The 19,970-nt window shown below is 73.3% G+C and carries 21 protein-coding genes; 12 read left to right on the top strand and 9 right to left on the bottom strand.

From position 1 onward, the window contains the following. Positions 1-26 precede the first annotated feature (26 nt). The 3 genes from ACIPYS_RS03680 (at position 27) to ACIPYS_RS03670 (ending at position 3,168) form a co-directional block, all read left to right on the top strand. A complete protein-coding gene (locus ACIPYS_RS03680) occupies positions 27-1,664 on the top strand; it encodes an ABC-F family ATP-binding cassette domain-containing protein (RefSeq protein ID WP_093862612.1) in 1,638 nt (545 codons plus the stop codon). Between the two features lie 83 nt (positions 1,665-1,747). Then, positions 1,748-2,437: a nitroreductase family protein gene (locus tag ACIPYS_RS03675; protein WP_093862611.1), complete on the top strand. Its 690-nt coding sequence runs from the start codon at positions 1,748-1,750 to the stop codon at positions 2,435-2,437. Between the two features lie 74 nt (positions 2,438-2,511). Beyond that, the gene (locus tag ACIPYS_RS03670) at positions 2,512-3,168 is read left to right on the top strand and encodes a GNAT family N-acetyltransferase (protein ID WP_400742559.1); all 657 of its coding nucleotides are present in this window, start codon (positions 2,512-2,514) and stop codon (positions 3,166-3,168) included. Positions 3,169-3,191: 23 nt separating this feature from the next. Here ACIPYS_RS03670 and ACIPYS_RS03665 read toward each other — a convergent pair whose 3' ends face one another. Together ACIPYS_RS03665 and ACIPYS_RS03660 are read right to left on the bottom strand one after the other, a co-directional pair. Continuing rightward, the gene (locus ACIPYS_RS03665; RefSeq protein ID WP_400742556.1) at positions 3,192-4,148 is read right to left on the bottom strand and encodes an aldo/keto reductase; all 957 of its coding nucleotides are present in this window, start codon (positions 4,146-4,148) and stop codon (positions 3,192-3,194) included. An 88-nt stretch (positions 4,149-4,236) separates the two neighbouring features. Further along, the gene (locus ACIPYS_RS03660) at positions 4,237-4,905 is read right to left on the bottom strand and encodes a GDSL-type esterase/lipase family protein (RefSeq protein ID WP_400742554.1); all 669 of its coding nucleotides are present in this window, start codon (positions 4,903-4,905) and stop codon (positions 4,237-4,239) included. Positions 4,906-5,190: 285 nt separating this feature from the next. Here ACIPYS_RS03660 and ACIPYS_RS03655 point away from each other — a divergent pair, with 285 nt between their 5' ends. Both ACIPYS_RS03655 and ACIPYS_RS03650 read left to right on the top strand, forming a co-directional pair. Then, positions 5,191-6,711 (top strand): carbohydrate binding domain-containing protein, encoded by a 1,521-nt coding sequence (locus tag ACIPYS_RS03655; protein ID WP_400742551.1) that lies wholly within the window; start codon positions 5,191-5,193, stop codon positions 6,709-6,711. Between the two features lie 173 nt (positions 6,712-6,884). Then, complete coding sequence (locus ACIPYS_RS03650; RefSeq protein ID WP_400742548.1) at positions 6,885-8,300, top strand: SDR family NAD(P)-dependent oxidoreductase; 1,416 nt, start codon at positions 6,885-6,887, stop codon at positions 8,298-8,300. Between the two features lie 10 nt (positions 8,301-8,310). Here ACIPYS_RS03650 and ACIPYS_RS03645 read toward each other — a convergent pair whose 3' ends face one another. The 5 genes from ACIPYS_RS03645 to ACIPYS_RS03625 form a co-directional block, all read right to left on the bottom strand. After that, complete coding sequence (locus tag ACIPYS_RS03645; RefSeq protein ID WP_400742545.1) at positions 8,311-8,859, bottom strand: hypothetical protein; 549 nt, start codon at positions 8,857-8,859, stop codon at positions 8,311-8,313. Between the two features lie 49 nt (positions 8,860-8,908). Further along, on the bottom strand, positions 8,909-9,520 hold the full coding sequence (locus ACIPYS_RS03640) for a hypothetical protein (RefSeq protein ID WP_400742542.1): 612 nt from the start codon (positions 9,518-9,520) through the stop codon (positions 8,909-8,911). Between the two features lie 124 nt (positions 9,521-9,644). Beyond that, complete coding sequence (locus ACIPYS_RS03635) at positions 9,645-9,971, bottom strand: DUF6191 domain-containing protein (protein ID WP_093862603.1); 327 nt, start codon at positions 9,969-9,971, stop codon at positions 9,645-9,647. Between the two features lie 94 nt (positions 9,972-10,065). Continuing rightward, positions 10,066-11,169, bottom strand: a complete 1,104-nt coding sequence (locus ACIPYS_RS03630) for a restriction endonuclease (RefSeq protein WP_159425031.1) — start codon at positions 11,167-11,169, stop codon at positions 10,066-10,068. A 249-nt stretch (positions 11,170-11,418) separates the two neighbouring features. Then, entirely contained in the window at positions 11,419-11,865 is a 447-nt protein-coding gene (locus ACIPYS_RS03625; protein ID WP_400742538.1) for a nitroreductase family deazaflavin-dependent oxidoreductase, read from the bottom strand. Between the two features lie 117 nt (positions 11,866-11,982). Between ACIPYS_RS03625 and cutA the strand changes: the two genes are divergently transcribed. Beyond that, positions 11,983-12,315, top strand: a complete 333-nt coding sequence (cutA, locus tag ACIPYS_RS03620; RefSeq protein WP_400742536.1) for a divalent-cation tolerance protein CutA — start codon at positions 11,983-11,985, stop codon at positions 12,313-12,315. A gap of 52 nt (positions 12,316-12,367) precedes the next feature. Here the strand turns inward: cutA and ACIPYS_RS03615 are convergent, their stop codons facing one another. Further along, complete coding sequence (locus ACIPYS_RS03615; RefSeq protein WP_400742534.1) at positions 12,368-13,597, bottom strand: GNAT family N-acetyltransferase; 1,230 nt, start codon at positions 13,595-13,597, stop codon at positions 12,368-12,370. A 193-nt stretch (positions 13,598-13,790) separates the two neighbouring features. Between ACIPYS_RS03615 and ACIPYS_RS03610 the strand changes: the two genes are divergently transcribed. Further along, positions 13,791-14,141 carry a hypothetical protein gene (locus ACIPYS_RS03610; protein WP_400742532.1) on the top strand — a complete coding sequence of 117 codons (351 nt, stop codon included), beginning with the start codon at positions 13,791-13,793 and terminating at the stop codon, positions 14,139-14,141. A gap of 131 nt (positions 14,142-14,272) precedes the next feature. On the opposite strand, the gene ACIPYS_RS03605 is transcribed toward ACIPYS_RS03610, so the two are convergent. After that, positions 14,273-15,124, bottom strand: coding sequence for an SDR family NAD(P)-dependent oxidoreductase (locus ACIPYS_RS03605; RefSeq protein ID WP_400742530.1), 852 nt, complete (start codon positions 15,122-15,124; stop codon positions 14,273-14,275). A 163-nt stretch (positions 15,125-15,287) separates the two neighbouring features. Between ACIPYS_RS03605 and ACIPYS_RS03600 the strand changes: the two genes are divergently transcribed. The 5 genes from ACIPYS_RS03600 to ACIPYS_RS03580 all read left to right on the top strand — a co-directional run bounded on the left by ACIPYS_RS03600 (position 15,288) and on the right by ACIPYS_RS03580 (position 19,860). After that, positions 15,288-15,881, top strand: a complete 594-nt coding sequence (locus ACIPYS_RS03600) for a TetR/AcrR family transcriptional regulator (protein WP_093862597.1) — start codon at positions 15,288-15,290, stop codon at positions 15,879-15,881. A 185-nt stretch (positions 15,882-16,066) separates the two neighbouring features. Continuing rightward, positions 16,067-17,287 (top strand): cytochrome P450, encoded by a 1,221-nt coding sequence (locus ACIPYS_RS03595; protein ID WP_369826259.1) that lies wholly within the window; start codon positions 16,067-16,069, stop codon positions 17,285-17,287. A gap of 88 nt (positions 17,288-17,375) precedes the next feature. After that, positions 17,376-18,536, top strand: a complete 1,161-nt coding sequence (locus ACIPYS_RS03590) for a type III polyketide synthase (protein WP_400742528.1) — start codon at positions 17,376-17,378, stop codon at positions 18,534-18,536. Next, a complete protein-coding gene (locus ACIPYS_RS03585; RefSeq protein WP_093862594.1) occupies positions 18,533-19,237 on the top strand; it encodes an NUDIX hydrolase in 705 nt (234 codons plus the stop codon). The genes ACIPYS_RS03590 and ACIPYS_RS03585 overlap by 4 nt, the downstream gene beginning before the upstream one ends. Before the next feature lie 200 nt (positions 19,238-19,437). Further along, a complete protein-coding gene (locus tag ACIPYS_RS03580; RefSeq protein ID WP_093862593.1) occupies positions 19,438-19,860 on the top strand; it encodes an SHOCT domain-containing protein in 423 nt (140 codons plus the stop codon). Positions 19,861-19,970: the final 110 nt, after the last annotated feature.

Raw genomic sequence — 19,970 nt, 5'->3', positions numbered from 1 at the left:
CCGGCCCGCCTAGAATCGACGACATCATGAGCGCCACACTCGTCGTCAAGGACCTCGCCGCCGGCCACGGCGAGCGCACCCTCTTCTCCGGCCTGGACCTGGTCGTCGCCCCCGGCGACGTGATCGGCCTGGTCGGCGTGAACGGGGCCGGCAAGTCGACCCTGCTGCGCCTGCTGGCCGGCCTGGACACCCCGGAGGGCGGTACCCGGCGGCTCAGCCCCGCCTCCGCCAACGTCGGCCACCTCCCGCAGGAGCCGGAGCGCCGCGCCGACGAGTCGGTCCGCGACTTCCTGGCCCGCCGCACCGGTGTGTCCGCCGCGCAGGCCGCCCTGGACGAGGCCACCCAGGGCCTGGTCGACGGCGCGCCCGGTGCCGACGACGCCTACGCGGAGAACCTGGACCGCTGGCTGGAGCTGGGCGGCGCCGACCTGGAGGACCGCGCGGAGGAGGTCGCCGACTCGCTCGGCCTCAAGATCTCGCTGGACCTGCCGATGACCGCCCTCTCGGGCGGCCAGGCGGCCCGGGCCGGCCTGGCCTCGCTGCTGCTCTCCCGCTACGACGTGTTCCTGCTCGACGAGCCCACCAACGACCTCGACCTGGACGGTCTGGAGCGGCTGGAGTCGTTCGTCAAGGGTCTGCGCGCGGGCACCGTGGTGATCAGCCACGACCGCGAGTTCCTGGCCCGCACGGTGACCAAGGTGCTGGAGCTGGACCTCCACCAGCAGCAGGTCAACCTCTACGGCGGCGGCTACGAGGCGTACCTGGAGGAGCGCGCCACGGCCCGCCGGCACGCCCGCGAGGAGTACGAGGAGTACGCCGACACCAAGGCGGGCCTGGAGGCCCGGGCCCGGATGCAGCGCGGCTGGATGGAGAACGGCGTCCGCAACGCCCGCCGCAAGTCCAGCGACAACGACAAGATCGGGCGCGCGATGCGCACCGAGTCCACCGAGAAGCAGGCCGCCAAGGCCCGGCAGACCCAGCGGATGATCGAGCGGCTGGACGTGGTCGACGAGCCCCGTAAGGAGTGGGAGCTGCGGATGGAGATCGCCGCCGCGCCGCGCTCCGGCTCGGTCGTCGCCACCCTGCGCGGGGCCACCGCCCGGCGCGGCGACTTCGTGCTGGGCCCGGTGGACCTGCAGATCGACTGGGCGGACCGGGTCGCCATCACCGGTGCCAACGGCGCGGGCAAGTCCACGCTGCTGGCCGCCCTGCTGGGCCGGCTCGAACTCGACTCCGGCAGCGCGGCGCTGGGCTCCGGCGTGGTCGTCGGCGAGGTGGACCAGGCACGCGGGCTGTTCCTCGGCGGCGAACCGCTGCTGGAGGCGTTCGCGGCCGCCGTCCCCGAGCTCGCACCGGACGAGGTCCGCACCCTGCTGGCGAAGTTCGGGCTGAAGGCGGTGCACGTGCTGCGCCCCGCGGACACGCTCTCCCCCGGCGAGCGGACCCGGGCGGCGCTCGCGCTGCTCCAGGCGCGCGGGGTGAACCTGCTGGTGCTGGACGAGCCCACCAACCACCTGGACCTGGCGGCCATCGAGCAGCTGGAGTCGGCACTCGCCTCGTACACCGGCACGCTGCTGCTGGTCACGCACGACCGGCGGATGTTGGACACCGTCGCGGTGAACCGGCGGATCGAGGTCGGCGGCGGGCGGGTCGCCGAGCTGTAGCACCGGGCGCCCTGCGCACCGCGGGCCGGGGAGGAGGTCCAGACCTCTTCCCCGGCCCGCCGTCATGTGCTGTGCTGTCGACCATGGTTGACAGCACAGCGCTCGACAGCGCGGTGGCAGGCGCGTCCTACCCGACCGTCCCGCTCACCCCCATGACCGTGCCCGCCCACGAGGCCGAGGCCCGCAGCAAGTCCTTCCACGACGTGATGGACCAGCGCCGAACCGTCCGCGACTACTCGACCCGGCCGCTCCCGGACGGCGTGCTGGAGTGGGCGATCCGCACCGCCAACACCGCGCCGAGCGGCGCGCACGTCCAGCCCTGGCGGTTCGTGGTGATCACCGATCCGGACCGCAAGCGCCGGCTGCGGGAGGCCGCCGAGGCCGAGGAGCGCGAGTTCTACGCGCACCGGGCCTCCGAGGAGTGGCTGGCCGCGCTCGCGCCGATCGGCACCGACTGGGAGAAGCCCTTCCTGGAGGACGCCCCGGCCGTGATCGTGGTCTTCGAGGTGCACAAGGGCCCGCACTCGCCGCGCCCGTACTACACCAAGGAGTCGGTGGGCATCGCGGTCGGCCTGCTGCTGGCCACGCTGCACCAGGCGGGGCTGGCCACGCTCACACACACGCCGAGCCCGATGAAGTTCCTCAACGAGGTGTGCGAACGGCCGCAGGAGGAACGGGCCGCGTACGTCATCCCGGTGGGGTACCCCGCCGAGGGGGCGCGCGTACCGGACCTGCGGCGCAAGGAGCTCGACGAGGTGCTGATCCGCCTCTGACGCGCCCCCGGACCGCCCGGGTAAGCGGCGACGGGCGGTGGTGACGGATACAGGACGTCGACATAATCGCTGTCATGAATCACGTCATGCCACCGCCGTGCGGTGCCGCGTCCGATCCCCCTCCGTCGTCCGCTCCCTCCTCCGTGCCCGCACCCGGCGCGCCCGCGCCCACCCCCGGCCGGCCGCCCGAACTGCTGCGGCCGGCCGGGGGAATCACGCTGCGCCGCCGCTCCCCCGCCCAGAGCCTCGCCCTCAACGCCGCCGTCCGGGCCGACCTGGACCACCTGCGCCCCTGGCTGGAGTGGGCCGCCGAGCCCCCCACCGCCGCCCGCACCGCCGAGCTGACCGAGGCCGGCATGGCCGCCTGGGAGGCCGGCACCGACTTCATCTACCTGGTCGGCCTGGACGCCGAACCCGGCCGGGTGATCGGCTCGTTCGGCCTGCACCGCCGGATCGGACCGGGCGCGCTGGAAATCGGCTACTGGGTCGGCACCGACCACGTCGGCCGGGGCATCGCCACCGCCGCCGCCCGGGCGCTCACCGCCGCGGCGTTCGCCCTGCCCGGAATCCACCGGGTCGAGATCCACTGCGACCCGGCGAACACCGCCAGCGCCGCGGTCGCCCGACGGCTCGGCTTCCGCCTCGACCGGACGGTCGACGCGCCGGTGCGGGCACCGGGCGAGACCGGACGCAAGCAGATCTGGGTCCAGGAGTGCCGTCCCGCCCGGTAGCGCTCCGTCCGGCGGCGCCCCGCTCAGTACCGGTCGCCCGACGGCGCCGGCAGCGCGTCCAGCTCGGCGAGGTCCGCCGGCGACAGCACCAGCTCGGCCGCCGCCGCGTTCTGCACCAGGTACTCGGGCGTCTTGGTGCCCGGGATCGGCAGCACGTACCGCCCCTGCGCGACCACCCAGGCGAGCGCCACCTGCGCGGGCGTCGCGCCGACCCTCGCCGCGACCTCCCGCACCCGCTCCACCAGTGCCAGGTTCGCCTTCAGCGCGTCCTGCTGGAAGCGCGGCAGGCCGCGGCGGAAGTCGTCGGCCGGCAGTTCGTCGAAGGAGGCGATGCCGCCGGTCAGGAAGCCCCGGCCGAGCGGTGAGAACGGCAGGAACGCGATCCCGTGCTCCTCGGTGTACGGCAGCACCTCGGCCAGCGAGTCCCTGGTCCACAGCGACAGTTCGTTCTGCACCGAGGCCACCGGGTGGACGGCCCGGGCGCGCTCGATCTCCTCGACGCCCACCTCGGACAGCCCGATCCGGCGCGCCTTGCCGGCCGCCACCACCTCGGCGAGCGCGCCCCAGGACTCCTCGATCGGCACCTCCGGGTCGACCCGGTGCAGCTGGTACAGGTCGACGTGGTCGGTGCCGAGGCGGTGCAGGCTGTCGTCGATCGCCCGGCGGATGTGCTCGGGCCGGCCGTTGCGCAGCACCCGCTCCGCACCGGTGCCCGGCACCAGGCCGACCTTGGTGGCGAGCACCGCCCGCTCCCGGTACGGACCGGCCAGCGCGGCGCCGACCACCTCCTCGTTGCTGTACGGGCCGTAGATGTCGGAGGTGTCGATCAGCGTGACCCCGAGGTCGAGCGCCTGCCGGATCACCCGGACCGAGGTCTCGTCGTCCCGGTTGTGGACGTCGTAGGCCCAGGTCATCCCCATGCAGCCGAGGCCGACGACCCCGACCTCGGGGCCCTCGCTGCCGAGCGTGGCGTTGCGCATGACGTACTCCTCACTGGTGCCGGCCCCGTGGCGCCGACGTGCGGTCGGATCAACGGGCCCCAGCCTGCCCCTTGGAGTGCGCTCGAGGTCAAGCCCGGCCCGGGAGACCCGGGCCGCGCCCGCGCTCCGCCGACCACTCCCGGAACCCGCCGCCCAGCACCAGGTCCGCGAGCCGCCGGTAGCCGCCCGCCCCCGGGTGCGCGCCGTCCGCGGCCAGGGCCTCCGCGACCCACGTCCGGTCCGCCGCCAGGGCGGCCGTCACATCGACGAACGGCACCCCTCGCGCGGCGCAGACCCCGGCGATGCCCTCCGCCAGCGACAGCAGCCGCCCCAGGTGCGGCGCCCCCGCGTCGACCACCGGCGGCGGACCCACCACGAACGGCACGAGCCCCCGGCCCCGGGCGCCGTCCAGCAGCGCGGCCACGTTCGCCAGGCACGCGTCCGGCTCGACCCGCGGCCGACCGGCCTCCTCCACCGCGTCGTTGCTGCCCACCGACAGCACCAGCCGGTTGTCCGCGCCCGGCAGCACCCGGACGTCCGTCTCGCCCCAGCAACGCGCCCGCACGTCGGCCGACGTGTTCCGCCGGACCCCCAGGTTGAACACCGTCACCTCGGCCGCTACGGCCCGGGGGCCCGTCCAGCAGTCCGCCGCCACGCGGCCCACCCAGCCCCGGAACTCCGGGTCGCCGACACCCTGGGTGAAGGAGTCGCCGAGGAAGAGGCACCGCAGGTTCCGCCCCGCCATGTCTTCGATCATGGCGGCACCCTAGGGGTTGGGCGGGCCCGCTCGCCCGGCCGTCCACCACCCGGCGCGGCGCCTGCCCGCATCCTCCCGCCGGAACCTTAACGTCCGCGTAAGGCCGACTGGGAGCCTCCTTTGATGCCCCGAAGGTTCTTGACGTGCGCAGGTGGTCTAGTCCAGCTTGGTCCTCAGCACCGCGCACCTCCCCCACCCGGACCACCCTCCGCCGTCACCCGCCCCCGCGCCCTCCTCCCCACCGCGCGAGGCCGGTGGCAGACCTCGTTCCCGAGAGGCACCCCCATGCCACGCGCGCCCCACGACACCCCTGCCCGGCACCGCCGCCCGGCCGTCCGCACCAAGCTCCTCGGCCTCGCCACCGCCGTCGTCCTCGCCGGCGCCGGCCTGGCCGCGGTCGCCGGGAACGCCGGCGCCGCCGACGGCAACCTGCTCGCCAACCCCGGCTTCGAGAGCGGCTCGCTCGGCCCGTGGAGCTGCTCCGGCACCACCGGCAGCGTGGTCAACTCCGGCGCGCACGGCGGCTCGTACGCCCTGAGCGGCGCGGTCGGCAGCTCCGACACCGCCCAGTGCGGCCAGAGCGTCGCCGTGAAGCCCAACACCACCTACACGCTGAGCGCCTGGGTCAAGGGCCAGTACGTCTACCTCGGCGCGACCGGCAGCGGGGTCACCGACCCGGCCGTCTGGACGCCCGGCGGCAGCGGCTGGCAGCAGCTGAGCGCCACCTTCACCACCGGCGCGGCCACCACCAGCGTCAACGTCTACCTGCACGGCTGGTACGGCCAGGGCGCCTACCTCGCCGACGACGTCACGCTGTCCGGCCCCGGTGGCAACCCGACCACCCCGCCGCCCACCACCCCGCCGACCACGACGCCCCCGACCACCACCCCGCCCACGACCACGCCGCCCACCACCCCCGCGCCCGACGTGGCCCTCCCGGTCGCCCCGTACATCGACATGGGCGCCTGGCCGACCCCCTCGCTGCCCGCGATGGCCAAGTCCGGCAACCTCAAGGCCTTCACCATGGGCTTCGTCACCGCCGTCGGCTGCAAGGCCAGCTGGTTCAACGCCTACGACCCGCGCACCGGCTGGGCCAAGGACCAGATCGACGCGCTGCGCGCGGCCGGCGGCGACGTCAAGCTCTCCTTCGGCGGCGCCAGCGGCACCGAACTCGCCGCCGCCTGCACCACCGTCGACTCGCTGTTCGCCGAGTACGACGCGGTGGTGAAGGCCTACAACCTGCGCTACGTGGACTTCGACATCGAGGGCGCCGCGATCGCCGACACCGCCGCCAACGACCGCCGCTCTGCCGCGCTCGCCAAGCTGCAGAAGGCCAACCCGGGGCTGAAGGTCTCCTTCACCCTGCCCGTGCTCCCGGAGGGCCTCACCACCGAGGGCGTCGCCATCGTCCGCTCGGCCCGCGACGCGGGGGTGAACGTCGACCTCGTCAACATCATGGCGATGGACTACTACCGCTCCGGCGCGGACTACGGCGACGCCGCCGTCCAGGCGGCGCAGTCCCTGTACGGTCAGCTCAAGGCCCTGTACCCGGCCAAGAGCGACGCCCAGCTGTGGTCGGCCGTCGGCGTCACCCCGATGATCGGCGAGAACGACGACCACCAGATCTACAACCAGGCCGACGCCCAGCAGCTGGTCGCCTTCGCCCGCCAGCACCACCTGGGCGAACTGGCCTTCTGGGACGCCACCCGGGACGCCAACGCCTGCACCGGCGGCCTCTTCAAGTGCACCAACATCCCGCAGCAGCCGTACGAGTTCGCGAAGATCTTCGCCCAGTACACGGGCTGACCGGCCCCGCCCGACCGCCCCACCCGCCCCGCGCCGGCGGCCCCACCCCCACGGGCCGCCGGCGCGGCGTTATTCGAGCGCGCGTTCGCGGGCCGTCCACTACAGTCCCCCCATCACCGGAGCCGCCCGCCGGCCGCTCCGACGCAGGTGAACAGGCGCACGAGGGGGCGGACATGACGGTCCGGGACGACACGGGCAGCACGACCGGGGAGGTCACCCCCGAGGAACTGGCCGCGTTCGGCCGCACCCTCGCCCGCCTGCGCGCACTGCCCACCGGCGACGTCACCCGGCTGCACGCCGAGCGGCAGCTCAGCTCCTTCCACCGCGCGAGCCGCAAGCAGCGCCGCCAGGAGGAGCGCGCCCAGGTCCTGGCCGCCGACGCCGCGCTGCTCGCCGCCACCGCCACCGGCGCCCGCGACCGCCGGGAGGACGCCCCGCTGCCCGCCCGGGCGGACTCGGCCCCCGTCGGCGAACTCCGCGGCAGCCGCCGCTGCTACGTCTGCAAGCGGCGGTACCGCGAGGTGGACGCGTTCTACCACATGCTCTGCCGCCCCTGCGCGGCCGACAACACCTCCCGCCGCGCCCTCTCCACCGACCTCCGGGGCCGCCGCGCGCTGCTCACCGGCGGCCGGGTGAAGATCGGCTTCCAGCTGGCCCTGATGATGCTGCGCGACGGCGCCGAGCTGCTCGTCACCAGCCGTTTCCCGCACGACACCGTGCGCCGCTTCCGGGCCGCCGAGGGCAGCGCCGCCTGGTGGGACCGCCTCACCGTCATCGGCATCGACCTGCGCGACCCGCGCCAGGTGCTCGGCCTCACCGAGCAACTGCGCACCGACGGGCGGTCGTTGGACATCCTGGTCAACAACGCCGCGCAGACCTTGCGCCGCCCGCCCGAGTCCTACGCCCTGCTGGCCGCCGGCGAGCGGTCCGCCCTGCCCGCGGGCGACGCCGCGAACGTCACGCATGCGCCCGGCTTCCGGGCGACGGCCGCCCCGGCGCCGTCGCCGCTCCCGTCACTGCTCCCGTCACTGCTCCCGTCACCGCTTGCGTCACCGCTACCGGTCCCGCTCGGGACCGACGAGGCCGGCCTGCTGCCGGACCTCGCCGACACCAACTCCTGGTCCGCCCGCCTCGGTTCGCTCGACCCCACCGAGGTCCTGGAGGTCCAGCTCGTCAACGCGCTCGCCCCGGCCCTGCTCTGCGACCGGCTGCTGCCGCTGCTGCTCGCCTCCCCGCACCCGCGCCGCTACATCGTCAACGTGACGGCCGTGGAGGGCCGGTTCGCCGTCCGCAACAAGACCCCCGGCCACCCGCACACCAACATGGCCAAGGCCGCGCTCAACATGCTCACCCGCACCAGCGCGGAGGAACTCGCCACCCGGGGCGTGCACATGTGCGCCGTCGACACCGGCTGGATCACCGACGAGAATCCGGCCCCCCGGAAGGCCCGGATCGCCGCCAACGGCTTCCGCACCCCGCTCGACATCGTCGACGGCGCCGCCCGCGTCTACGACCCCGTGGTCCGCGGCGAGGCGGGCTCCCCGGTCTCCGGGGTCTTCCTCAAGGACTACCGCGAGGCGGCCTGGTGACCACCCGGGGCTACCGGCCGGGGAGCCTGAAACGGGGCGGGGCGAGCAGTTCCTCAACCGGTCGCGGCCGGCACCACTCGCACGGATCACCGGGCCGCGCCGAGCTCGCCGGGGCCGGCTTCCGACGCCGCGGCCTCCGTGGTCGCGAGCCGGGCTTCCTGAGGACGAACGGTCGCTCCGGCGGCAGAACCGGGATTTCGTGCTGCCACTCCGGGCCCACTCGATCCGCCAGCTCGGTGCACCAGCGCTCGGCCCACGCCGGATCGAGGGCGTACAACGCGGCAGCCTGCCGCTCCCACAGCCATTCGTGCGCGGGAAGCCCGTCACGGACGACCCAGTACAACAGCTCCGAGGCATCGTCGGTGAACCGCTCGGAAAGCTTCTCCCCCCTCTCGAAGGAGAAGTAGCCCATCGTCCCGTCGGCCCGGATCCCGATGGTGTTGCCGGACGCGAAGTCGAAAGACGGCTTGTGTTCCCCCGGGAGGCCCAGAAGGCGCCACAGCCGGTCGATCTCGTTCTCCAGATCCCGCTGCCGTCGGCGGCGCCGATGCTCGTTCATGTCGCTCCGATCGTTCCTGCCCGCCGACCCCGAACACCCCGTCCCGGCGCTACCGGTCGAGCAGCCTGAAACGTGGGAACCCCTTCGGCGTGCGCCGCTGCTTCCGGCACAGGTCGCACGAATCGGCCGACCGAGGCGGGCTCACGAACGCGGCCGACAGCGGGGCCGGGCGGGGGCCGGCGCCGGCAGGCCGCCTGGTGGCCGGCCGGACGGCCGCCGGAGCCGGTCTCCTCGGGCGCGGCGATCGGAACCGGGGCGACCGGAGCACGAAAGGCTCCTCCGGCGGAAGCGTCGGGACCTCGTGCCGCCGCTCCGGGCCGATCGTTCCGGCCAGCTCCGCGCACCAGCGCTCGGCCCATGCCGGGTCGAGGGCGTGCAGCGCGGAGGCCCGCTGCGCCCACGTACCGCCGGACCGGCAGAGCGCGTCGGAGATCACCCAGTACATCAGCTCCGAGACTTCACGGGTGCTCCGCTCGACGGTGACGCCCCGCTCGGAGAAGGAGAGGCACCTCAGCCTGCCGTTGTAACGGAAATCGATGAACCGCGCACCGTCGTCGCGGAATTCGCAGCGCGGCCTGAGGTCCTCCGGGATTCCCACGAGGTCGCTCAGCCGGTCGATCTCGCTCTCCAGGCGCCAGCGCTCCACGTCGTACCAATCCATGCCCGTGCCCCCGTTCGCTTGCAGGCGGCGCACGGGACACGACACGTTCGGCCGTCCGGCGCCGAGCCGAGCATACGCTATTAGTGTCAGAGTGACGATAACGAGAGGGTGCCGCCGGCCGTCCTCAGGACGGGCTCTCGCGGCCCTCCGGCTCCCGCCGCTTGCGGATCACCATCGCGGTGCCCGCGTCCAGGTCGATGCCGTGGCCGGGCGGGGCGGTCGCGTGGTCGTCGTCGCGCAGGACGAGCCGCGCCTGGCGCTGCTCGATCTGGACGCGCTTGCCCGCGTGGAACAGGGCGTGCAGCTCCTCGAACACCGACATGCCGAAGCCGCCGGATCCCGATCCGGCCTCCGGTCCGCCGTCGCGGCGGTTGCTCACCACCGCCGCCAGGGCGACCAGCCCGGCCACCAGGGCCGCCGCTGCCATGACCACCACCGACACCACCGTCATGCCCGTATCAACGGCCGGGCAGCGCACCATCGTTCCGAGGCCCGCCGCGCAGGAAGTCGGCGCGGTCGACTTCCTGCGCGGCGGCCGGTCGCGGTCACTGCCCCGCGGCCACCGCCTCCTCGTCCGTGACCTCCAGGCCGTACGCCACGACCGCCTGCCGCAGGCCGCCCGGGTAGCCCGCGAGGGCGGGGGTGAAGTCCCAGTCTCCCGCCTCGTCTCGGTCGAAGCGGCCCAGGCGCATCGCGATGTTGGTCTCCGCCCCGTCCGCGAGGTGGACGACGGCCGCGTCCTGGTCGGCGCCCGCCTCCAGGATCAGCGCCGGTCCGGCGAACCCGGCCATGGTGGCCTCCGGGTGGTTCTCGGTGTCGGCCGCGGCGATGACGACGAGCCGGTCCGCCTCGGTGGGCAGCGCGTCGAAGTCGACCATCAGGCACGCGTTGGCGTCGTCGTAGCCGGTCACGAGCCGGACCGAACCGTCCGGCGTGGATGCGTTGTTGTAGAAGACGAGGTGGTCGTCGGAGAGCGCGCGGTTGCCCTGGCAGACCAGGGCGGCGATGTCGTACTCCTCCTCCCCCGTCCAGTGCAGCAGCAGCCGTGCGGGCTCGGCGGCCACCTCGATCGCGGGCGCGCTGTCGTCCGACCCGCCGGCCGGCTCGTCCACCGCGCTCGCGCAGGCGGGCGCGAACATCTCGTGGAAGCCGTGGTGCTTGAGCAGACCGACCAGCTCGGAGCCGTTGATCAGCGTGATCGGCTTGCCGGAGACGAACTGGTGCGAGCTCGGCCCGAACTTGCTGGTGGTGACGAGCACGGCCTTGGTGGCCGCCCGGTCGTGCTGGAGCGTGCCGAAGAGGTCCCGCACGACCGACGGGGTCACCGTGTCCCGGTAGCGCTTGACCTGCACGATCACGTTCCCACCCCGGAACGGGTCGCTGTCGATGCCGCGCACGTCCACCCCGCCGTCCTTCGACCGGGCGGTCAGCTCGACCTTCATGCCCATCGACTCCATCAGCCGGGCTATCAGCTTCTCGAACTCGATCGGGTCCATCTCCAGCAGGAGCTGGAGCTCGCGCACCCGCCGCGCCATCCGGCCGCGGTTCGCGTTGGTGTCGTCGCGGAGGTGCCGGAACAGCATCCGCTGGGCGCGGCGCTCGTTGGCATCGGGGTTGCTGAGACGGTGGAGCTTGCGGCTCCGGGACATAGGTACTCCCTCGAACGCACGTGACTGATATTTCGTCAGGTGCGTGTCAGAAATGGCGACTTCAGGACGGCTCGGGCACATCCCCCGCTGGGTAAGTGAGTAGGTTACCGCCGTACGCGGACCCTGTCGTTCGGATCGGCGGGAGCGGACCGACCCGATCGCCTGCACCCGATCGCCTCCGCGATCGCGACCCGTGAGCTGCGGAGGTTCCCCGAAGCGCGCCGCCCGAGGTGAACCCGGCGCCCGGTCCTACCGGTGTCCGGGCTCCAGGACGAAGACGGGGATCAGGCGGTCGGTCTTCTCCTGGTACTCGGCGTACGTCGGGAAGGCGGCGACCGCGCGCTCCCACCACTCGGCGCGTTCGGACCCGGTCACCTCGCGGGCCGTCATCTCCTGTCGCACGGGACCGTCCTGGAGCTCCACGTGCGGGTCGGTCGTCAGGTTGAGGTACCAGACCGGGTGCTCCGGGAAGCCGCCCTTCGAGGCCACGGCCGCGTACCGTCCCTCGTGCTCCACCCGCATCACCGGGACCTTGCGCACCTTGCCGCTCTTCGCGCCGCGCATCGTGATGACGACGACCGGCAGACCGGTGTCCCTCAGCGTCGTTCCCTCGGTGCCACCCGAACTCTCGTACAGCTCGACCTGCTCGCGGATCCACTGTGCCGGACTCGGCCCGTACTCGCCCTCAAGAGGCATCGCGTTCACTCCGTCGTCGCGTCGTGAAGAAGGGATGTACCGGGCGACGAGCCTATCGGGCGCGGGTCGCGTGTGCGGGGATTCGCGGCGTTCCGCCCGTGGTTAGGCTCTCCGGTCATGGCGACGAACAGCGGTGGGTTTCTCGTGGTGACCACGACCCACGACGACGAGGAGAAGGCCCGCGCCCTGGCGGCGGAGGTCGTGCGGGCGCGGCTGGCCGCCTGCGCGCAGGTGTACCGGATCCGGTCCGTGTACTGGTGGGACGGCGAGGTCCAGGACGCGGCGGAGTGGCGGACCGACTTCAAGACCCGCGCCGAACTGCTCGACGAGCTGACGGAGTTCATCGGTGCGCGGCACGACTACGACACCCCGGAGGTGGTGGCCGTGCCGGTGGTGGCGGGCAGCGCCGCGTACCTGGAGTGGGTGCGGGCCGAGACGGATCGACCGTGACCCGGCCCGCCGCCCAGGGGCGGCGGGCCGTCGGCGATCCCCGGTTCCCCGGTCAGAACCAGTGCAGGCAGTGCGGCGGCCGCTCCGTGCCGAAGAGGCGGTCGGCCTCGGCGGCCGCGCCCGGCCGGTGGGCCTCGATCCGGCCCGCACGCACCAGCGTGCTCGGGGTGGTGCCGCCGAGGTAGACCGAGCCCAGGTCGGACACGTCCAGGCTCAGGTCCGGCTCCCGGTCGGTCTCCGCGCACTCCGCCTTGCCGTCCCGGACGGTGAGCAGCCAGCGGTGGTGCTCACCGAGGAACGCGTCCTCGACGTCGAGCACCAGCTCCCCGTCCGCGAACCACCCGCGCGCGGCCAGGGCGCGCGGCACGTCCAGCAGCCGCACCCAGAGCCAGTCCTCCTCGGCGCTGGTCTCGCCGCTGCGAATGTCCTCCAGCTGCCAGCGCAGCGGGTGCCAGGACGGGACGTGCTTGAACACGACCTGACCGATCAGGTCGTGGCCGAGCACGGTGCGGGCCAACGCCGTGAACACGGTGTCGTCGAGGGCGATGACCTCGTCCACGGTCAGGACGCTCGTCTTGTTCACGCGGTCGAAGTCGCCGAGCGCGTAACTCGCGTAGCCGTCCGGGACGCCGGCGGCGTCGCGGTGCAGCACGACGTAGCGGGGCGCCGGGGAGATCGGGGGCTGACCGGCCCGCAGGGCCCACCAGCGGTGCGGGCGCGAGAGCGCCCCGGGCTGGGCCCGGCGGTAGCGGTCGTAGACGTCCTCCAGGATCTCCTGGCAGTCGTCGCTGCGCAGCAGCTCGACGGAACCGGTGTCCTCGCCGCCCGCCCTCGGGGTGATCAGCTCGGCCCGCTTGCGCGGCACGGTCAGCCGGTTGGTCCAGGTCGCCGGTCCGTAACCGAAACGGCGGTAGATCACGGCCTCCGAGGCCAGCAGCACCGAGAGGAACTCGCCGCGCTCGCGGATGTCGGCGAGCTGACGCCGCATCATCGCGGTGAGCGCGCCCTGCCGCCGGTGCGTGGGCGCGACGCCGACGGCGGTGACTCCGGAGACCGGGACGATGCCGCCGCCGGGCAGGGTGAGTTCGAAGGAGTACGCGGCAGCGGTACCCACGGGCCGCCCGTTGTCCGCCACCGCGAACAGCCCCCGGTCCAGCTCGAAGGCCGACCACCAGGCCCCGCCGCCGTCCTCGGTGGTGGTTCCGGGGAACAGCCCGAAGGCCGAGTGCATGGTGGCGACGAACCTCTCGCGGTCCTGTTCGCTCGTGGCACGGATCTCCATCAGTACTGCTGCCTCCCCGGATCGTTCGCACCACCACACGTGGCGCCCCGGCCACAGTGCATCCGCCCCGACGATCGCGGTCAAGCGAATTACCCCCGTGTCGCCGCCCGCACCGCCCGACCCTCAGGAGAACCGTTCATCGCTCCAGCGGTCGGCACCGAGTAGGCTCACCCTGGAGGAGAGGAGGGCCGCCATGAGCCGGCCCGTGCACGACGGAGTCGAACTGATCCCTCGGCCCGAGCAGAACCCGGCAGCGCTCAGAGCCGCCCTGGCCGTGGTCGCCGCCGACCGCCTCCCCGAAATGCTCGACGGACAGACCAAGGCGATGGCCGAGGCCATCGAGGCCGCGAGCGTTCAGCCGCTCCGCTCGTTCGTGGCGCACTGGTCGGCGGTGGTGGAGATCGAACGGCACCCTGTCACCGCTCGGGCCTACCACCGGGCGAGCTATCTGGCGAACCATGCCGCGACCCTCGCCGAGTGCCGCGAACACGCCACCACGGTCTCCGGGTTCTACCGCGCCGCCCACGCGGCCGTGAACGAGTGACCTGGAGCCGGGAGTACCTCCCCAGCAAGTGACGGCCGGAGCCCCGGCGGGGCTCCGGTTCCTGATTCCTCGCGGTCGCGCCGCAGGTCTCCTGTCCCGGCCACGGAACACGAGCGGTCCCTGTGTCCCGTTCAGGCCACCCGCTCGCCGCTCGGCTCGCGGGCGCCCGCCTCGCCGCCCGTCCCGCCGCCCGCCAGCGCGTCGCGGACGCCGCGCGAGAGGCGTTCGGCCAGCGCGGCGACCAGGGTGCGCGGGCGGCGCGGGGTGAGGTGGGCGCTGAGCTGGTTGGCGAGGCCCGGCACCACGTAGGCGCGGTCGGCGTCGAGGGCCCGCAGCGCCGCCCGGACGACCGGGCCGACCGTCGCGAAGCTGCCCGTGACAGCGGCCTTCCGGGTGCCGATGACGTTGAAGAACTCGGTCTCCACCGGCCCGGGGCAGAAGGCCAGGACGCGGATGCCGCGCTTCCGGTACTCCTGCCGCAGCGCGAGGCTGAAGTTGAGCACGAAGGTCTTCGAGGCGCCGTAGACGGCGAGGTACGGGGTGGGCTGGAAGCTCGCCGTGGAGGACACGTTGATCACCGAACCCCCGCCGCGCGCGAGCATGCCGGGGAGGAGTTCGTGGGTGAGGTCGACGAGGGCGACCACGTTGACCATCAGCTGGTCGTGGTCGCGCTGCCCGTCGACGGTCTCGAACGGGCCGCAGGTGCCGAAGCCGGCGTTGTTGACCAGGATGTCCACGGCGATGCCCCGGTCCGCGAGTTCGGCGCCGACGCGGCGGGCGGCGTCGGGGGCGGCGAGGTCCTGGACCAGGACGTGGGCGGTGATGCCGTGGGCCTTGCCCAGGCGCTCGGCGAGGTCGTGCAGGCGGTCGGCGGAGCGGGCGACCAGGACGAGGTCGTGACCGCGCGCGGCGAGCTGGGCGGCGAACTCGGCACCGAGGCCGGAGGACGCGCCGGTGATCAGAGCAGTGGTGGCAGTGCGCACGGTGGTGCTCCCTTGTCCTTCGATCTGTGACTCGACCTATGACTCGATCTGCAACACGAGAGTATCTGATAATCCTAGAGCTGCGACACTTCTGTTTCAGTTAGTGGGCGAGCCGATCCCCCGCTGTACCGTTCCCGGGTACGGCAGAGCTGGAGGCACACAGATGAACCGCACGCCCGGGCGCCCGCTGCGCGCCGACGCCGAACGCAGCGTCCGCGCGATCCTCGCGGCGGCCGAACGCGTCCTGGCCGAGCACCCGGGCGCGACCATGGAGCAGATCGCGGAGGCGGCCGGGGTCACCCGCACCACCGTGCACCGCCGCTTCGCCAACCGGCAGGCGCTGCTCGACGCGCTCGCCACCGAGGCCGCGGCCAAGCTCGCCGAGGCGATCGAGGACGGGCACCCGGAGACCGCGCCGCCGCTGGTCGCGCTGCACCGGGCGACGGCCAACGTGCTGCGGGTGAAGGCGTCCTGGGGCTTCGCCCTGGGGCCGGCGGCCGCGGGGAGCGAGCCGGCCGCCCGGATCCACGAGGCGATCGCGCGCCGCTGCGTCGAACTGCTCGGCCGGATCCGGGAACAGGGAGTGATCGCCGCCGACGCCGACCTGGAGTGGGTGCGCCGGGTCTACTACGCCCTCATCGGCGAGGCGCTGCACGGCGAGGGCGGCGCCGGGCCCGTCGACGCCGACCCGGACACCCTGGCCGCCCTGATCGTCGACACCGTGCTGCACGGCGTGGGCCCCCGCCGGGCGGGCTGACTCCGGCACCTGCCCGCTCCGCACTTCCTCCGCCCGCGGAGCCCAACTCGCCCATATCGCATGACAATCCTCTATCTCCCTCGATCGAGGGAAAGATCGCCCCTGACGCCATTTTCGCCGCCGGATGGGGGAACATCAGCACGTCCGCGCCCGAACGATCCCGGTCGGGCGGCAGAAACCGGCCCCTGGATCAGCCCGTGACTCCCTCCTCCGCATCCGTGTGGGACTGCCCCTTCAACCACACCGACGGCCTGGAGTTCGACCCGCTCCTGAAGCGGCTGCTCACCGAGGAGCCGATCGCCAGAATCCGCCTGCCGCACGGCGAGGGCGAGGCCTGGCTGGCCACCCGTTACGAGGACGTCCGGGTGGTCACCACCGACCGCCGGTTCAGCCGCGCCGCGGGCATCGGCCGGGACCTGCCGCGGATGACTCCCGCCCCGATCGCCCAGGTCGAGTCGATCAACCTGATGGACCCGCCGGCCCACAACCGGCTGCGCCGCCTCGTCGCCCAGGGGTTCACCAACCGCCAGGTGGAGCGGATGCGCGCGCACACCCAGCGCGTCGTCGACGGCTACCTCGACGAGATGACCGAGCACGGCGCGCCCGCCGACCTCGTCGCCCATCTCTCCGCCCGGCTCCCGCTCACCACCATCTGCGAGCTGCTCGACATCCCCGCCGAGGACCGCACCGAACTCCGCGGCCACGCCGTGGCGATGATGGCGATGGGGCCGAACAGCGGCGCCGGCCAGGTCAACGCCAAGACCGCGCTGCGCGCCTACTTCGCCGAGCTCACCGCCGCCCGCCGGCGCGATCCCGGCGAGGACCTCATCAGCGCCCTCGCCACCGCCCGCGACGGCGCCGAGCTGCTGGACGACGACGAACTCGCCGTGATGGCCATGGTCCTGCTGGTGACCGGCCACGACACCAGTACCTACGAGCTGTCCAACATCACCTACACCCTGCTCACCCACCCCGAGCAGCTCGCCAAGCTGCGCGCCCAGCCCGAGATGCTGCCGCGCGCGCTGGAGGAGCTGCTCCGCTTCATCCCGTTCCGCCAGGGCGTGGGCATCGCCCGGGTCGCCACCGAGGACGTCGAGCTCGGCGGCGTGCTGATCCGGGCCGGTGAGCCGGTGCACGTCTCCTACCTGGCCGCCAACCGCGACCCGGCGGTGTACGAGCGCCCCGACGAGCTCGATCTCGACCGGGGCGCCCCCACCCACATGACCTTCGGCTACGGCACCCACCACTGCCTCGGCTCCCATCTGGCCCGGATGGAGCTCCAGGTGGCCATCGGCACCCTGCTGAACCGCTTCCCGGGGCTCCGGCTCGCCGTACCGCCGGAGGCACTGGACTGGCGGACCGGCTCGATCTGGCGCTACCCGCGGACCCTGCCCGTCGCCTGGTGACGACCGCCCCAGCCGCGGGCCCCCTGCGTGCGGGCGATCTGCCCGCAGGGGCCCGCCCACAGGCCACCTGCCCATCGGAGACCCCGCCATGCCTACGCTCTGCCGCCCCGCCGTCGCCGTCCCCGAGCACGTCATCACGCTCGACGAGACCCTCGACCTGGCGCGCACCCTGCACGCCGACCACCCGCAGCTCGGGCTCGCCCTGCGGCTGATCGAGAACACCGGGGTGCGGACCAGGTACTTGGTCCAGCCCATCGAGGAGACCCTCCGGCACCCCGGTTTCACCGCGCGCAACGCCGTCTACGAGCGGGAGGCCAAACGCCGCGTCCCGGAGGTGGTCGAGCGCGCCCTCGGCCACGCCGACCTCACGGCCCAGGACATCGACCTCATCGTCTACGTGTCCTGCACCGGCTTCATGATGCCCTCGCTGACCGCCTGGCTGATCAACAGCATGGGGTTCCGCTCCGACACCCGCCAGCTGCCGATCGCCCAGCTCGGCTGCGCGGCCGGCGGCGCCGCCGTCAACCGGGCGCACGACTTCTGCCGCGCCTACCCCGGCGCCAATGTGCTCGTCGTCGCCTGCGAGTTCTGCTCGCTCTGCTACCAGCCCACCGACCTCGGCGTCGGCTCGCTGCTCTCCAACGGGCTGTTCGGCGACGCGATCGCCGCCGTCGTGCTGCGCGGCCACGGCGGCACCGGCGTCCATCTGGAGCGCAACGGCTCGCACCTCGTCCCGGAGACCGAGCACTGGATCTCCTACGGGGTCAAGGACACCGGATTCCACTTCCAGCTCGACAAGCGCGTGCCCGGCACCATGGAGATGCTCGCGCCCGCCCTGCGCGCCCTGGCCACCGACCACGCCTGGGACGTCTCCGGTCTCGGCTTCTACATCGTGCACGCGGGCGGTCCGCGGATCCTCGACGACCTCTGCCGCTTCCTCAACCTGGAGCCCGCCGCGTTCCGGTTCTCCCGGGCCACGCTCACCGAGCGCGGCAACATCGCCAGCGCCGTGGTCTTCGACGCACTGGCCCGGATGTTCGAGGAGGGCGGGGTCGAGGACGGCACCCAGGGGCTGATCGCCGGCTTCGGTCCGGGCATCACCGCCGAGATCTCGCTCGGCAGTTGGGTGCGGCAGCCGCTGGAGGCGAAAGTCCCGCGCCGGCCCCGGGCGATCGACGCCGCGGAGCTGACCCTGGCTCACCAGACCACCCCCCTGCTGCGTCCGGCCGGGACTACGATCACCGAATGACCGATACCACCGATGCCAGCCATGCCACCGATGCCGGCCGTGCCACTGGTGCCGGCCCCGCCACCGACGCGGCCGGGGCGGGCGGGACGGCCCGGACGAGCGATCCGGCCGGGGCGCCCTCGATCCCCAGACCGCCCCGGCCCGGTGACGCGTCCCGGGCCACCGAGCTGGCCGCGCTCTTCCCGGCCCTGCACGCGCCGCAGTACTGGGCCTGGGGCCGTTACGACGCGCAGTTCTCCACCGTCCTGCCGCCGGACGAGCTGGTCACCAACATCCACCTGGTGGGCTTCACCGACGACGACCGGGTGGTGCTCTGCCGTGACGACCGGAACCACTGGTTCCTGCCCGGCGGCACCCGCGAGCACAACGAGTCCGTGGACTCCTGCCTGGTCCGCGAGCTGCGCGAGGAGGCCGGCGCCCGGTTGCTCGGCGCCCCGGTCTGGCTGGGGGCGCACCGCTGCGTGACCGACGACCCGGTGCCCTACCGGCCGTGGCAGCCGCACCCGGAGAAGGCGTGGCTCTGGGGCTGGGCCGACGTGGCGGTGGACTCGGTGCCGACCAACCCGGACGACGGCGAGCAGGTCGTCGAGGTCCGGGCGGTGGAGCCGGACGAGGCCCGACGGCTGCTGCTGGGCGGCCACGAGGCCTGGTGGGGCGAGCTGATCGCGCTGGCGGTCGAGCTGCGGTCGCGACCGCGCTGAGCCCGCCCGGAGGCCGTCGGGCCGTGCCCGGGCCCCAAAGCCTCGGGCCCAGGGCCCCGCCTCCGCCTCCGCCTCCGCCTCCGCCTCCGCCTCCGCAGGATCACCGGAATGGCTCAGCACCGCAGCATGGCACCCGATCGGCGGTGATAAGACTCGAAGGGACTCGGGTCCCCCTCGGGCCCGCACCGACGGGAGCCGTCATGGACAACTACCCGCTGCTCAACATCTTCTGGACGATGCTGGAGCTGTTCCTCTGGATCCTCTGGTTCTTCCTGCTGTTCAAGATCATCACGGACATCTTCCGCAGCCACGACATGGGCGGCTGGGCCAAGGCGGGCTGGATGATCCTGGTGATCCTGCTGCCGCTGATCGGCGTGCTGGTGTACGTGATCGTGCGCGGCAAGAGCATGGGCGAACGAGACGTCGCCCAGGCCCAGAAGGCCGACGCGGCGTTCAAGGCCTACATCCGGGACGCGGCCGGCACCCCCGGCGAGGGCGGCACCGGGGACGCGGGCACGGGCCGCAGCCACGTCGACGACCTGGCGAAGCTCGCCGCGCTCAAGGCCGACGGGTCCATCTCCGAGGAGGAGTACCAGAAGGCCAAGGACAAGCTGCTGGTCTGAGCCCGGTACGGCCGCGGGGGGCGGGGGGCGCGGGGGCGCCCGCCCCCCCCGCGGGGGGGGGCGCCCCCCCGGCGCCCCCCGGGGGGGGGGGCCCCCGGCGCGCGCCCCCC

Source organism: Kitasatospora sp. NPDC089913 (assembly GCF_044748625.1).
GTDB lineage: Bacteria > Actinomycetota > Actinomycetes > Streptomycetales > Streptomycetaceae > Kitasatospora.
Note: the sequence above shows the minus strand (reverse complement) of the source record. Positions and strands in the feature narration are given on the sequence as shown.